A 14,017-nucleotide genomic window follows, 5' to 3' on the forward strand; every position below is an offset into this window, starting at 1 on the left:
CGGCTCCTCCCGGCGGCCGCGGGGAGGAGCCGTCTCCTCCCTCGGGAGGAGACGCGGGGGCGGGTGTGAGCGGGCATGATGTGAAAGGTGGTGGAGTCGACCGGAATGCGGCGCGGTATCGAGTGGATGCTCGACGCCCGGTCGATTCCGATCCGACTGCTGGTGCTGACCGCACTGGCGGCCGGATGCCTGCTGCTGCTCACCCGAACCACCGACCCGCTCGACTGGGCCATCGCCCTTGCCTCGGTGCTGCTCACCGCCGGTGGGGTGCGCTGGCCGCTGGCCACGGCGCTGACCACCACCGCCGTGCTCATGGTCGGCTTCGAATTCGGGCACACCGGCCCGGTGGTCGCCAAGGTGGCCGCCGCCATCGCGCTCACCGAACTCGCCGCGCGGCACCGGGGTTGGCGGCCGCTGCTCGGCGCGGCGGTACTCGCCGGTGCGTACCTGCTGCATCCGGGTGAGAGCGCGGCCGCCACCGCGTACCGCGCCGCGGTCATGGCCGGACTGCCACTGCTCATCGGCTCCCTGCTGCGCACCGCGCGCGACAGCGCCGCACGCGCGCGACACCAAGCCCACGAACTGGCCCAGCGCCGCGAATCCGAGGTGGCCGCCGCGCGGGCGCTGGAACGCACCGCCATCGCACGGGAATTGCACGACCTCATCGCACACCACGTGTCCTCCACCGTGCTGCGGGTCGGCATCGCGCGCCACGCGCTGCCCGACGCCCCACCCGCCGTCCTCGAGGTGCTCGACGATATTCATGCCAGCGGCAGGGAAACGCTGGCGGATCTGCGCAAGCTCGTGACCGTCCTGCGTGATCCGAACGGCGATGACGAATCCTTCCTCGCGCCCGCGGATCTGCCCGACGCCCTCGCCGCCGCCGTGGAACGCGCACGGCGGCTGGGCATTCGGACGCACGCGGAGGTGGACGCCGCGATCACCGACGTGGACGCCCTCACCGGACTGACACTGCTGCGCCTCACCCAGGAGGGATTGGCGAACACCGTGCGGCATGCGGGGCCCGGGGCACGGGCCGCCCTGACGATCGTCCGCCATGATGAGAAGGTGGATTTCACACTGCGCGACCAGGGTTCGGCGGCGCGCACCGGCGACGGTCCGCCCGGCGTCGGCCTGATCGGCCTGCGCGAACGCGTGGAACTGCTCGGCGGGGCGTTCACCGCCGCAGCCGTCACCGGCGGCTGGCGGGTCACCGCGCAGCTGCCCACCCGGTCGCGAGTCGCGCCGTGATCGTCCGGGTACTCGTCGTCGACGATCAGCAGCTGGTCCGCGCCGGACTGCGGATGCTCTGCCAGACCGCCGACGACCTCGAGGTGGTCGCCGAGGCCGCCACCGGAGCCGAGGCCGTGCGGTTGGCCGCGCGGCTCACCCCCGATGTGGTGCTGATGGATCTGCGCATGCCCGGTATGGACGGCATCCGCGCCACCGCGTGCATTCTCGCCGACCGGCCGACCGCCCGCGTGGTCGTGCTGACCACCTTCGACGACGACGATCACCTGTACCCCGCACTCGCCGCCGGAGCCTGCGGTTTCCTGGTGAAGGACGCCTCCCCGGCGGACCTGTTGGCGGGTATCCGCCGCGCCGCGGCGGGCGACCATCCCTTCACACCGGAAGTGCTACGGCGCGTGCTGGATTCGGCGGTGACGGCGCGCACGGAGGCCGATCCCGCCGCACCCGTCGCCGATCTCACCGCCCGCGAGCGGGAGGTGCTCGACCTGGTGGCCGAGGGCCTGTCGAACACCGAGATCGCGAACCGGCTGCACGTCGGCGTCACCACCGTCAAAACCCACGTCACCAACCTGATGGCCAAGACCGGCGCCGACAACCGCGTCCGGCTCGCTCTGCTCGGACACGGTCGGCGCTGACGCGCACCTGCCTACTGGTGCAAGGCTTTCGCGGTCGGCGAGTTGGGGGTCGCACCGGGGTCCGGGTAGGTGCGCAGCATTCGATCGGCGGTGCCGGAGGTGGTGACCGTGAACCAGTAGTGCTCGTTCTTGAAGTGGTGCAGGCGGTGGTTGCGGCGGACGGCGCGGTAGAGCCGGCCGCTGGGCTGGTAGTCGGTGTGCACGAGGTAGTGGGTCCACTCGTAGTTGAGGCCGAGCAGAGCGAGCACCACCAGGAAGGTCAGGCCCAGGCCGGGCCGTGGAAAGGCCAGGGCGGCAATGGTGACCAGCACCGGGATGAGCCACAGGAAGGTCTGCCAGGGGATGAAGATCAGCGGGATATCGCGCGGATCGCGGTGGTGCTCCCGGTGTTTGCGCGCCAGCAGCGAATCGACGGTGAGACGGCCGATCCGGCGCGGCCGCCAGTGCAGCACGCAGACGTGGATGAGCCATTCGACGAGCGGGAACAGCGCCAGCATCACCACCGGCACCAGGGCGTCGGTGATCCGCCAGTCCCCCACCGCGATCCGGGCCGCGAGCGCCGTCGCGAACAGGGCCGCGATGATCCACGGCGAGGGCTGCCGCACGAATACCCGGAAGGCGTCGGGCAGGGAGAGTGTAGCGCGGCGGGCGGACGCCGCCTCATCGGCGGCCAGCCGGGCTCGGGCGGCGCGGTCAGGATCGTTCGGGTTCATCGGGCGCCTCCTGTAGACGGCGAATAAGTGTGGCGAATTCCGTTGTCGCCGTGGACAGTAGATCGGTGGCGGCGGTGCGGGCGGCGGTGCTGTCGCGCGCCGCGACGGCATCGGCGATGGCGCGATAGCGATCGACGCGGGTGACCTCGGCGGCCATGAGCACCGCGAGCGCCTCGATGGCGGGCTCGTAGACGGCGCGCAGATTGTTGTAGAGCAGCCGGTAGACGATGGAGTCGGCGGCATCCACCAGGTGATCCCAGAAGGCCAGCGCTGCCCGCTGCTGGGCGACCGGATCCGGGTGGGCCGCCAGCTCGTCCACACCGGCGCGCAGTGCGGGCAGCGCGTCCGCGCCGCCGCGCTCGGCCGCCAGCCCGGCCACCTCGCGGCCCAGGGCGGCGCGCGCCTCCAGAATGCTGCGCAATACCGCGTGGTCGAGCTCACCGCGCCGGAAAAGCAAGCGCGGCAGCATATCCAGGCCACCGAAGCGGCGGAAGTCGCGCACCGTGGTACCACCACCCTGCCGCACCTCGACGAGTCCGGTGTGCGCGAGCCGCTGCAACGCCTCCCGCACGGTGGGCCGGGAGACACCGAGCGCCTCGGCGAGCTGCCGCTCGGCGGGCAGCGTCTCCCCCGGTGCGAGTTCACCGTCGAGCACGGTGTCCACGAGCTGTTCGAAGACCTCGTCGGGAACGGTTCTGCGATCGATGCGCTGCAACGCCATGCCTACGACGCTACGACGACAATTGGTCAGAGGTCAAGTGGTCAGACCAATATTGATGGAACCAATACCGTCTGATCGATGCGAGCCGCACCGCTCCCGGGCGCACCGGGAGCCAACACTCAGACCTCGGGTTCGGCAGCCGTTCGCGTAGCCCCCGCCGAGGCGGCCACCACACAGACCACGCCCGCCCACTGCCCGACATTCAGCACCTGCCCCAACACCAGCAGACCCGCCAGCGCCGCCACCGCGGGCTCGAGGCTCATGAGCACCCCGAACACCCGCGCCGGAATCTTGCGCAGCGCCTCCAACTCCACCGAATAGGGCACCACCGACGACAGCATTGCCACCGCGAACCCCGCCGCGAGCACGGCGGGCTGCAACAGCGCCGCCCCCGCGTCCAGAATGCCGACCGGTGCCATCACAATGCCGCCGAAGGCCATGGCGAGCGCCAAACCGCCACCGCCGCTGGTGCGTTCGCCGAGTGTGGCCGACAGCAGGATGTAGCCCGCCCAGCACACTCCCGCCGCCAGCGCCAGCAGCACCCCCGACCACACCACCGCACCGTCGGAACGAGTGAGCAGGAAGACGCCGCCACCGGCGAGCAGCGCCCACACCGGATCGATCCACCGCCGCGATCCGGCCAGCGCGATGGCCAGCGGGCCGAGGAACTCCAGCGTCACCGCCATACCGAGCGGAATCCTGTCGATGGCCTCGTAGAAGCACAGATTCATCAGGGCGAGCACGCCACCGTACGCCAGTACCACCGGAATCGCGCGGCGCTCGATCCGCAGCGCCGAACGCCACAGCACCAGCAGCACGATTCCGGCGAATCCCAGCCGCAGGCTGACCGCGCCCGCGGGACCGGTGGAGGCGAACAGCTGCTTGGCGAAGGCCGCGCCGATCTGCACGCTCACGATCCCGGCCAGCACCAGGGCGGTGGGCGGCACCCCGCCCAACCCCTGCCAGGCCACCCGCTGCCGGAACGGCCGGCGCTCCGGTGACTTCCACGTCCGATCGACGTCGATGGCTACCACGCTGTCTCCTCCACTCCCCGCGCGCGGCCTCAGGATTTGGCCAGATACTCCAGCCGCTCGGCGTCCACGGCGGCATGCATCATGCCCGCCAACCCCGGATGTCGGGTCAACCCCGGATCCGATTCGACCACCTCACGCGCCAATTGCTGTGCGGCGGTGATGACTTCGAGATCGTCCAGCAGCGACAGCAGCCGCAGTGAACGCGCCGTGCCGGACTGCGCCGAACCGAGCACATCACCCTCCCGCCGCTGCCGCAGATCCAGTACGGCCAGTTCGAAACCGTCGGTGGTGGCGGCGACCGCCTCCAACCGGGCCATGGCCGAGCCGACCGGATTGGTCTCGGTGATGAGCAGACACAGACCGGCGTGCTGGCCGCGCCCGACGCGCCCGCGCAGCTGATGCAGCTGGCTCACCCCGAAGCGGTCGGCGTCGACAATGGCCATGATGGTGGCGTTCGGGACGTCCACGCCGACCTCGACGACCGTCGTGCACACCAGCACGTCGATCTGCGCGTCGTTGAAGGCCCGCATGACGCTGTCCTTCTCATCGGCGGGCAGGCGACCGTGCAGCAGGCCGACACGCAGATCCGCGAGGGGGCCACCGCGGAGCATGTCGTAGACGTCCACCACCGCGTGCGTGGTCAGCCCCTCCTTCTCGGCCGCGGCCTTACTCTTCTTCTTGCCGTTCTCCTCCTCGTCGCCGCCGATGCGCGAACACACCACGTACGCCTGGCGGCCCGCCCGCACCTCCTCGTGGATGCGCTCCCACGCGCGATCCACCCAGGACGGTTTCACCTTGGCGGGAACGACTTTGGTGGTGATGGGCGAGCGGCCGCGCGGCAGCTGGGTGAGGGTGGAGGTCTCCAGGTCGCCGAGGGTGGTCATGGCGATGGTGCGCGGGATCGGGGTGGCGGTCATGACCAGCAGATGCGGACTCACACCGTCCTTGGCCTTGGCGCGCAGCGCATCCCGCTGCTCGACGCCGAAGCGGTGCTGTTCGTCGACCACCACCATGCCCAGATCGTGGAACTCCACAGTGTCCTGGATGAGCGCGTGCGTGCCGATCACGATGCCGGCCTCACCGGTCATGGCGTCGAGCAGGGCCGCCTTCTTCTCCTTGGTGGACATGGAGCCGGTCACCAGCACGATCTTGGTGGCCTGGTCGGCCGCACCCAGTTCACCGGCGGCGCCGAGTTCGCCGAGCATCTTCCGCAGCGACCGATAATGCTGGGCGGCAAGCACTTCGGTCGGCGCCAGCATGGCGCACTGGCGGCCGTTGTCCACCACCTGGAGCATGGCTTCCAGGGCCACGATGGTCTTGCCCGAGCCGACCTCGCCCTGGAGCAGCCGGTGCATGGGGTGGGTGCGCGACAGGTCGTCGGAGATCTCCCCGATGACGGCGCGCTGCCCCTCGGTCAGCTCGAAGGGCAGCTGCTTGCCGAAGGCGGCGGCGATACCGTCGGTGCGGGGCGGGCAGGCGCGGGCGGTACGGCCCTCGACATCGTGGCGGCGCTGTGCCAGCACGAGTTGCAGTGCCAGCGCCTCGTCGAAACGCAAACGGCCCCTCGCCTGTTCGATATCGGACTTGTGCTCGGGCAGATGAATGAGGCGCAGCGCGTCCGACACCGCGATCAGGGCGTGCTCGGTGCGCAGTTCCTCCGGCAGCGGGTCGTCGATCGGGTCCAGCTGGTCGAGCACCTGGCGGATACAGCGCAGCAGGTCCCAGCTCTGCACCTTGGCGGTGGCGGGGTAGACCGGGATGAACTCGCGTTCGAAGAACGAGACATCCATGCCCCCTTTACCTTTGGCGGTCTGCGCCAGACCGCGCAGCGCACCGCCGCCGCGCACCGAGGTCAGGCTCTCCACGGTGCCGTCGCCCTTGTCGGGCAGGATGAGGTAGTCGGGATGGGAGAGGTTCCAGCGGTCGGGCCGCCACCAGTGCACGGTGCCCGACATCATGGCCTTGACGCCGTCCTTGACCAGGTACCTCACCTTGTCGCCATTGAAGAAGGTGATGTCCACCGGGCGCGCGCCGCCCACGTCGAGCGCCACCTTGAGCAGACTGCCGCGGCGGTTCTTCATCGGCCGCAGTTCGGTTTTGGTGACGCGGCCCATCACGGTGATGTGCGCGCCCTCCTCCGGCGCCTCCTCGGTGAGCGGCTGGCCCTGGGTGGCGTAGCGCAGCGGGTAGTGGCGCAACAGATCCTCGACGGTGTGCATATCGAACGCGTCCGCCAACGGCTCGGCGGCTTTCACGCCCAGCACGTGGTCGAGCCGGTCGGCCAGTGTCGCCATCTATTCCACCCCGATCTGCACCAGATCCCCGGCTTGACCGCCGGGGTACACCACCACCTCCACGCCCGGGAATCCGGCCGTGATGTGTTCGGTCAATTCTTCCGCCAGCCCGGCGGGCGCCTGCGCGCCGAGCAGGATGGTGACCAATTCCCCACCGAGACCGAGCATGCGGTCCAGCAGGGTGCGCGCGGCGGAGCGCACATCCGGATCGATCACCACCACATCGTGGCCGACGAGCCCGAGCCCGTCCCCGGCTTCGCAGGTGCCGACGATGGTCAGGGCCCGTTCGGCGGCCACCCGCAGTGCGCCCCAGCGGGTTACGGCGGCCGCCTCGGACATGGCGAACACGTCGTCGGCGGCGGAGCGGCCCGCATCGTGCATGGCCAGCGCCGCCAGCCCCTGCACGGTGGACGCACACGGCAGCATGAGCACATCGCGATTGCCGTCGCGGGCGGCCACACTCACCGCGACCAGTTCGTGCGCGGGCAGCGCGCCGTTCGGCAGCACCAGCACCTCACGATGCGGGAGCGCCCGAATCGCGGCCAGCAGCTCCTCCGCGGTGACCTCCCCCTCCAATACCGTCGCCCCCGCGTCCTCGAACAGCCGCACCGCACCCGAACCCGAAGTCACGGCCAGGATGCCGCGATCCGCTGGCCCCGCCGACGCATGCGCCGACACCGCCAGCGTCTCGATCCGGATCCGGCTCAGCGCCCCCGCCGCCAGTCCGGCCTCCACCGCCGCCCCCGCATCGGCACAGTGCACGTGCGCCGACCATGCCCCGGCCCCATCCCCCACCACGACCACCGAATCCCCCAATCCGGCAAGCACTTCCCGTAACCGCCCCGCCCGCCGCTCGTCGGTCCGCGTCAGCAGGTACATGACCTCGTACTGCGGCGCGGGCACGGCCGCGACGGGCACGTCGGCACCGCCGCGTCCGGCGGACCCGCTGGTCGACTCACGGTTGCGCGCGATGACACCGCCATCCTCGGCGCGGCCGGGGCGCCCACCCGTCTCGTCACCTCCGACGCGTGGGGCGCAACCGGAGCCTCCCGTCGCGTCGGCGACCCAGTCGACCGTGCCGGATATCGCCGCCCGACGATCGGTCCGCTCGAACGCGCCGGAGCGATCGGCCGCAGGGCGGACGGCGGGTTTCGCCTCCACGACGCCGGGTCTCCGGGCCGCCGCGCCCGACCCGCTCCGATCCGGTGTGCGGCGGACGTACGCCGGACGGACCGGCATACGCCCACCGGTGGCCGCGACGAGTTCGTCCAGCAGCACCAGCAACCCCCGCGCGCCCGCGTCCACCACGCCCGCTTCGCGTAATACGCCCAGCAGGGTGGGGGTCTCGCCGAGCGCCTTGGCAGCGCCGTCCGCCGCGGCCAGTGCCACCGCGGGCAGCGCATCATCGGCACAGTCGGCGGCGTGTTCGGCGGCGCGGTCGAGGATGGTCAGCATCGTGCCCTCGACCGGAGAGCTCAATGCCTCGCGCACCAGCACGGCGGCGCGGCGCAGCGCATGCCGCAGCGATCCGGCCGTGAGTGCCCCCGCGGTCACGCCCTCGGCCATACCGCGCAGCACCTGGGAAAGAATGATGCCGGAATTCCCCCGCGCCCCGACCGTCGCCGCCCGCGCCATGACGACGGCGACCGCGTGGGCGCTCGGCCCGGCGCCGTCGGCCGTCGGCCGCTCCTGTTCGGTCTCCGCCTCCGCCGCGCGCACCGCCGCCCGCATGGTGGTCAGCAGATTGTTCCCGGTATCGGCGTCGGCCACCGGGAAGACATTCAGCGCATTGATCTCGTCGCGATGCCGTTCGAGTCCTTCGAGGCAGCGCTGCCCCCAGCGCGTGAGCGCGGCACCGTCGAACACGTCCCCTTCCCCGGGCACCGTCACCGTCCTTCCACCACGCCGTCGCCTGCGAAACCCCCGGCCGCCAGCCTAGTCGCCCGCCCCGACAACTCGCCGTCGCCCGATGACCCGGTGCCCCCGCTGTAACGGACGATCCGGGGGGCAATTGGACATCGCCGTCGCCGGGTGGTTACTCTTGCAGGGTTGCCTCACGCGGGGCACCGGTCCTGCCCTCTCAGGTATCGGCCCGCGTTCGCCAGCCACCTGCTGGCTGGCACGTCCACGACATTAAGTTTTCGGACACGTCGCCCTGGGCGGCGCGTCCCCACATGACATGAAGGAGCTCGCGACTATGGCTGCCGTCTGCGACGTCTGCGCCAAGGGCCCCGGCTTCGGTAAGTCGGTTTCGCACTCGCACCGGCGCACCAACCGTCGCTGGAACCCGAACATCCAGACCGTGCGCGCGCAGGTTGCCCCCGGCAACACCCGCCGCATGAACGTGTGCACCTCCTGCCTGAAGGCCGGCAAGGTCGTCCGCGGCTGATTTTTCAGCACCACCGCCTTTCAGCACCACCGCGTCCACGCCCCGGAACCCGTCACAGGGTGATCCGGGGCGTTGTCGTCGGTAGGGTGGGGTCGCGCACACGAAGGGGGCGGAAGTGAAGCGCTGGCAGGTGCTCCCACTGGGGGCCGAGCACGTCCACAGCCTGGCCGAATGCCATATCGCCTGTTGGCGTGAGGCGTACGCGAATCTGGTTCCCGCGCAGGTGCTCGACGCCTTCGACGTCGACCGGCGCGCCGAACAGCTGGAGAAGCAACGCCTGCGCTATCCGGGCCGCACCGTGGTGGCCGTGGCTGCCGATGCCGTTATCGGCTTCGGCAGCGGTGGCCCGTCCCTCGACGATGCCGCGCCCACCCCGCACGAGATCAATGCCATGTACGTGCGCGCCGCCTGGCACGGCACCGGGGTGGCCCACGATCTGATGCGCGCTGTCCTGGTCCCCGATGTCGACACCTCGCTGTGGGTGTTCGAGGAGAATCCGCGCGCCCGGGCGTTCTACCGCACATACGGCTTCGCGCTCGACGGCGGACGCCGCGTGGAAGCCTTCAGTCCGGCCCTGGAAGTGCGAATGGTGCGGCACGCCGCAGCGTTACCGCACCATTCCTAGTCCTCGACTACGCAATCCTCGATGACGCGCCGACGGCTACTGCGCGCCGCCGATGCACTGCACCTGCTGGCTGATCGACTGCACGAAGCACGCGAGCGTCGAGGTCGTTCCGGACGACAGCGACGAGGCGCTGTTGGTGTCGAAGAGGCTGCCGACCGGAGTGGCCTCCGACGGCGTGGCGGCCGGGGCGGTGTAGGGCTCCAGCGTCAGCGGCGCGGCCTGGGCGGCGGGGACGGCTGCGAACGCGGCACCCACGGCGAGGGCGGCGACGACACCGCGGGCGGTCTTTCTCTGCATGCATTTGCTCCTGAATAGGCTCTGGCGGGTTGTACACCCCTCACGGCAGACGCCAGTCCACCGGGGCGGCCCCTAGGGTACCGAGCAATTCGTTCGTACGGGAGAACGGACGAGATCCGAAGAAACCGCGCGAAGCGGACAGCGGTGAGGGGTGGGCGGATTCGATGTACGGCGTGGACCCCAGCATGGGCTTGAGCGTGGCGGCATCGCGGCCCCACAGAATCGCCACCAGCGGCTGGTCCCGGGCCACCAGCGCGCGAATCGCCTGTTCGGTCACCGCCTCCCAGCCCTTGCCGCGATGCGAGGCGGGCTGTCCCGGCGTCACGGTGAGCACGCGGTTCAGCATGAGCACGCCCTGGTCCGACCATGGCGACAGATCACCGCAGGACGGCGTCGGGTGGCCGAGGTCCTTGGAGTACTCGGAGAAGATATTGGCGAGGCTGCGCGGCACCGGCGAAACATCCGGGGCCACCGAGAAACTCAGGCCCATGGGATGGCCGGGCGTGGGATAGGGATCCTGCCCGACGATCAGCACCCGCACCTTGTCGAACGGACGCTGGAAGGCTCGTAGCACGTTCTCGCCCTTGGGCAGATAGCCGCGCCCGGCGGCGAGTTCGGCCCGCAGGAATTCGCCCATGGCGGCGATGCGGTCGGCGACCGGTTCGAGGGCCTCGGCCCAGCCCGAATCGATGACCTCCGACAGTGGTTTGGCACCCATGTCCGGATAACATACGGCGCGCGAATTCACGGCGAAACCTCACCCACCCGAAGCGAACGACTCCCACCCGGCGGGTCCGGGCCGAGACGTGCCGTCGACGGTCACGCCCGCACCCGCGCCGACGCGACCGATCACGCTCCAACCTGCGGGAATCCCCTCGGGATCGCGGAAGGTGGCCGCGAAGGCGTGATCCTCGCCGCCGGTGAGGATCCAGTCGAGCGGATCGGTGTCCAGGGCGGTGGACACCGCATCGAGGGCCGGATCGCGCAGCGCGGCGGCATCGAGATCGATGGCGACACTGGAAGATTGGGCGATATGCCCGAGATCGGCGAGCAGACCGTCGGAGACGTCGGTCAGCGCCGAGACCGGCGCGGCAGCGGGCAGCTCCAGTACCGCACCGTAGGGGGGATGCGGAACGCGATGGGCGGCAACAATATTCGCGAACGGTTCCGGATCGATGCCGGCGCTCAGCACCGCCAGCCCCGCCGCCGACCAGCCCAGCCGCCCGGCCACCGCCACCACATCGCCGGGGCGGGCGGTCGACCGCAGGATCGGGGCACGGTGCGGATCGCCGAAGGCGGTCACCGAGATCACCAGTTGGGCGCTGCGGACCATATCGCCCCCGGCGATGGAGCCGCCGGAACGTGCGACCTCCGCCCACATGCCGTCGGCGAGTGCACGCACGAAATCCACCCGGGTGTCACCCGGACAGCCCAGCGCCACCACGAACCCGCTCGGTGCCGCACCCATGGCCACCACGTCGGCGGCATTCTGGGCGATGGCCTTGCGCCCGATCTCGTATGCGCTCGACCAGTCCAAACGGAAGTGCCGATCCTGCACCAGCATGTCGGTGGTCACCACGAACCTGCCGGTCGGTGCGGCCACCACGGCGGCATCGTCACCCGGCCCCAGCAGCACACCCGGAGCCTGCTCCCGCCCGGCGTTCACCGCCGCGATCAATGCGAACTCCCCGAACTCGGCCACCGTCACCGGTGTGGCGCGCTCCGCTCCACTTCCAGGCCCGGCAGGCCCGCCGACATCTCGATTGCTCCTGCCGGTGATGGCGGTCTCCTTACGGCCGAGTGCGCTGCGAACGGTGGACCCACCGACGGTACCCTCGTCCCTGCACTCGCAGACCACCAGCCGGACGCCACCGCCCGGCCGAGCAGATCGAGGATGTCGGACCGGATGAGCAAGGACACGCACGGGAACGAGACGGAACCCACGTCCACCGCGCAGCCAGCCGAATCGACCGACACGGGACGGTCGCCCGCTCTCATCGCCACGGCCGTCGCGCTGCCTCTCGCGTTGCTGGTGGGTGTGATCCTGATGGCCGTGGTGGCGCGGCAGAACGTAACGCGCGAACCGCTCGCGCTCGGATCGGTGCCCGCGCCCGGTTCCGACGGACCGGCGTGCACCGCGCTGCTGCCCGCATTGCCCGGCGAACTCGGCGACTACACCACCTCGGAACTGGTCGAGCCCGCGCCGCCCGCCACCAAGGCGTGGCAACTGCCCGAGGGCGGGGAGCCGATCGTGCTGCGCTGCGGGCTGGATCGGCCGCTGGAGTTCCATCGGGCGTCGCCGTTGCAGGTGGTCAACGGGGTGAACTGGTTCGCGGTGCGCGACGAGACCAGCGGGGTGACCTCGGGGACGTGGATCGCGGTCGACCGGGGCACGTATATCGCGATCACCATGCCCGACAGCGCGGGCCCGACTCCGTTGCAGGAGATCTCGAACGCGATCACCGCAACGATCCCGGCACAGCCGCTCGACCCGGGCGAGCTGCCGAACTAGACCCGCTCAGGACTTGGCGAGGCGGGCGGTCCCGGAGCGGAGGTCGATGTCGAAGCCCCCGGGAGCGCCGTCGCCGGGATTCTCGCGGTGCATGAGCACCGACTGCCGCTGTTCGAATTCGACGCGTTTGCCGGAGGAGAACACGGTGTCGAGCTGTTCGAAGCCGATCGCGCTCGCGGTGCGCTGCTCATCACCGCGCATCCACGGCAGCGCGGTGCGTCCGGTGGTCCTGCGGTAGGCCACATCGGCGAAGGCCACCGCGATGAGCAGCAGGGCCAAGCCGGGAAGGGTCATCGCGACGATCACCATGTCGACGATACCCGTGTGGCCCGGCGCGATTCAGGGGACGAATCGCGCCGAACCGAAGCGGCACCGCGCCGCGCGGACCGTCAGCGCAGCCCGGTGCCGCGCGCCAGCGCGGTCTCGATGAGCGTGCTCACCAGTGTCGAATTGTCGATGCCGGTGGCCTCCCACATGCGCGGATACATGGAGATGGCGGTGAACCCGGGCATGGTGTTGATCTCGTTGATGACCGGACCGTCTGCGGTGACGAAGAAGTCGACGCGGGCCAGACCCTGGCAGTCCAGCGCCCGGAACGCCTCGACCGCCATGTCGCGGACCTGCGCCGCCACATCGTCGTCGAGTTTGGCCGGAACATCGAACTCGCAGACGTCGTCGATGTACTTGGTGTCGAAGTCGTAGAACCCCGGACCATCGGCGGCGGGGTCGCTCTCCGGCATCCGGATCTCCGCCACCACACTGGCCTCCACCCGGCCGTCCGGGAATTCCAGTACGCCGCACTCGACTTCACGCCCCACGATCGCCGCCTCCACGATCACCTTCGGATCGTGTTCGCGGGCGGTGGCGATGGCGGCGTCGAGATCGTCCCAGGAGACCACCTTGGTGATGCCGATGGAGGAGCCGCCGCGTGCGGGCTTGACGAAGACCGGCAGGCCGAGCCGCCGCTGGTCGGCCTCGCTCAGGGTGGGCGCACCTGGTCGCAGCACCACCTGGGTGCCGATGGGAAGTCCTTCGGCGGCAAGGAGTTTCTTGGTGAACTCCTTGTCCATACCGGCCGCGCTGGCCAGTACGCCCGGACCCACGTACGGGACCCCGGCCAGTTCCAGCAGCCCCTGCAGCGTGCCGTCCTCGCCCCAGGCGCCGTGCAGTACGGGGAACACCACATCCACGCTCCCCAGCACCTCGCCCCCGCCGACCGGCATCAGATGTCCGGACCGGCTGGGATCGACGGCCAGCGTCAGCGCGGTCCCCGGGGACGCCTCGACGGCCAGCTCCCGAGCCTTGCCGCTCAGCTCCCGCGGATCCCGGCCGCCCAGCACCCAGGTGCCCTCGCGCGTGATCCCGATCGGAACCGGCTCGTACCGTTCGGGATCGAGGCTGCCCAGCACGGTGCGGGCCGATACGCACGAGACGCCGTGCTCATTGCTCCGCCCGCCGAATACCACCGCCACCCGGATCCTGTTGGTCATGCCCGGAACCGTACCCGGTCACCGATGACGCTTCGGTTACACGGGTGACTCGCCCC

The 14,017-nt window shown here is 70.3% G+C and carries 15 protein-coding genes; 5 read left to right on the plus strand and 10 right to left on the minus strand.

Annotated features, from left to right (window positions below; all coding sequences use genetic code 11):
• Positions 1–87: 87 nt before the first annotated feature.
• Both QJS31_RS17070 and QJS31_RS17075 read left to right on the plus strand, forming a co-directional pair.
• Complete coding sequence (locus tag QJS31_RS17070) at positions 88–1,251, plus strand: sensor histidine kinase (RefSeq protein WP_282784723.1); 1,164 nt, start codon at positions 88–90, stop codon at positions 1,249–1,251.
• Entirely contained in the window at positions 1,251–1,886 is a 636-nt protein-coding gene (locus QJS31_RS17075) for a response regulator transcription factor (protein ID WP_306357204.1), read from the plus strand. Before QJS31_RS17070 ends, QJS31_RS17075 begins: the two co-directional genes overlap by 1 nt.
• Before the next feature lie 11 nt (positions 1,887–1,897).
• Here the strand turns inward: QJS31_RS17075 and QJS31_RS17080 are convergent, their stop codons facing one another.
• The 5 genes from QJS31_RS17080 to QJS31_RS17100 all read right to left on the minus strand — a co-directional run bounded on the left by QJS31_RS17080 (position 1,898) and on the right by QJS31_RS17100 (position 8,532).
• Positions 1,898–2,599: a sterol desaturase family protein gene (locus QJS31_RS17080; RefSeq protein WP_282784721.1), complete on the minus strand. Its 702-nt coding sequence runs from the start codon at positions 2,597–2,599 to the stop codon at positions 1,898–1,900.
• On the minus strand, positions 2,580–3,320 hold the full coding sequence (locus tag QJS31_RS17085) for a FadR/GntR family transcriptional regulator (protein WP_306357138.1): 741 nt from the start codon (positions 3,318–3,320) through the stop codon (positions 2,580–2,582). Before QJS31_RS17085 ends, QJS31_RS17080 begins: the two co-directional genes overlap by 20 nt.
• Positions 3,321–3,439: 119 nt before the next feature.
• Positions 3,440–4,354 (minus strand): DMT family transporter, encoded by a 915-nt coding sequence (locus tag QJS31_RS17090; RefSeq protein ID WP_282784302.1) that lies wholly within the window; start codon positions 4,352–4,354, stop codon positions 3,440–3,442.
• 29 nt (positions 4,355–4,383) lie between these two features.
• Positions 4,384–6,648 (minus strand): ATP-dependent DNA helicase RecG, encoded by a 2,265-nt coding sequence (recG, locus tag QJS31_RS17095; protein WP_282784301.1) that lies wholly within the window; start codon positions 6,646–6,648, stop codon positions 4,384–4,386.
• Positions 6,649–8,532 (minus strand): DAK2 domain-containing protein, encoded by a 1,884-nt coding sequence (locus QJS31_RS17100; RefSeq protein ID WP_282784299.1) that lies wholly within the window; start codon positions 8,530–8,532, stop codon positions 6,649–6,651. It abuts the gene before it with no gap.
• 313 nt (positions 8,533–8,845) lie between these two features.
• Here QJS31_RS17100 and rpmB point away from each other — a divergent pair, with 313 nt between their 5' ends.
• On the plus strand, positions 8,846–9,037 hold the full coding sequence (rpmB, locus tag QJS31_RS17105; RefSeq protein ID WP_011210730.1) for a 50S ribosomal protein L28: 192 nt from the start codon (positions 8,846–8,848) through the stop codon (positions 9,035–9,037).
• 115 nt (positions 9,038–9,152) lie between these two features.
• On the plus strand, positions 9,153–9,662 hold the full coding sequence (locus QJS31_RS17110) for an N-acetyltransferase (protein WP_282784286.1): 510 nt from the start codon (positions 9,153–9,155) through the stop codon (positions 9,660–9,662).
• Between the two features lie 36 nt (positions 9,663–9,698).
• Here the strand turns inward: QJS31_RS17110 and QJS31_RS17115 are convergent, their stop codons facing one another.
• Genes QJS31_RS17115 through QJS31_RS17125 form a run of 3 tightly spaced genes read right to left on the minus strand, consistent with a single transcriptional unit; the run spans position 9,699 to position 11,661 of the window.
• The gene (locus QJS31_RS17115) at positions 9,699–9,959 is read right to left on the minus strand and encodes a hypothetical protein (protein ID WP_282784285.1); all 261 of its coding nucleotides are present in this window, start codon (positions 9,957–9,959) and stop codon (positions 9,699–9,701) included.
• 40 nt (positions 9,960–9,999) lie between these two features.
• Complete coding sequence (locus tag QJS31_RS17120; protein WP_282784284.1) at positions 10,000–10,677, minus strand: uracil-DNA glycosylase; 678 nt, start codon at positions 10,675–10,677, stop codon at positions 10,000–10,002.
• A gap of 39 nt (positions 10,678–10,716) precedes the next feature.
• Positions 10,717–11,661, minus strand: coding sequence for a thiamine-phosphate kinase (locus QJS31_RS17125; protein ID WP_306357205.1), 945 nt, complete (start codon positions 11,659–11,661; stop codon positions 10,717–10,719).
• 204 nt (positions 11,662–11,865) lie between these two features.
• Between QJS31_RS17125 and QJS31_RS17130 the strand changes: the two genes are divergently transcribed.
• The gene (locus QJS31_RS17130) at positions 11,866–12,471 is read left to right on the plus strand and encodes a DUF3515 domain-containing protein (RefSeq protein WP_282784283.1); all 606 of its coding nucleotides are present in this window, start codon (positions 11,866–11,868) and stop codon (positions 12,469–12,471) included.
• 6 nt (positions 12,472–12,477) lie between these two features.
• Here QJS31_RS17130 and QJS31_RS17135 read toward each other — a convergent pair whose 3' ends face one another.
• Both QJS31_RS17135 and QJS31_RS17140 read right to left on the minus strand, forming a co-directional pair.
• The gene (locus QJS31_RS17135) at positions 12,478–12,765 is read right to left on the minus strand and encodes a DUF6191 domain-containing protein (RefSeq protein ID WP_081592640.1); all 288 of its coding nucleotides are present in this window, start codon (positions 12,763–12,765) and stop codon (positions 12,478–12,480) included.
• A gap of 95 nt (positions 12,766–12,860) precedes the next feature.
• Positions 12,861–13,961, minus strand: coding sequence for a D-alanine--D-alanine ligase family protein (locus QJS31_RS17140; RefSeq protein WP_306357139.1), 1,101 nt, complete (start codon positions 13,959–13,961; stop codon positions 12,861–12,863).
• Between the last annotated feature and the right edge of the window lie 56 nt (positions 13,962–14,017).

The organism is Nocardia sp. CC213A (assembly GCF_030766805.1).
Lineage (GTDB): Bacteria > Actinomycetota > Actinomycetes > Mycobacteriales > Mycobacteriaceae > Nocardia > Nocardia otitidiscaviarum.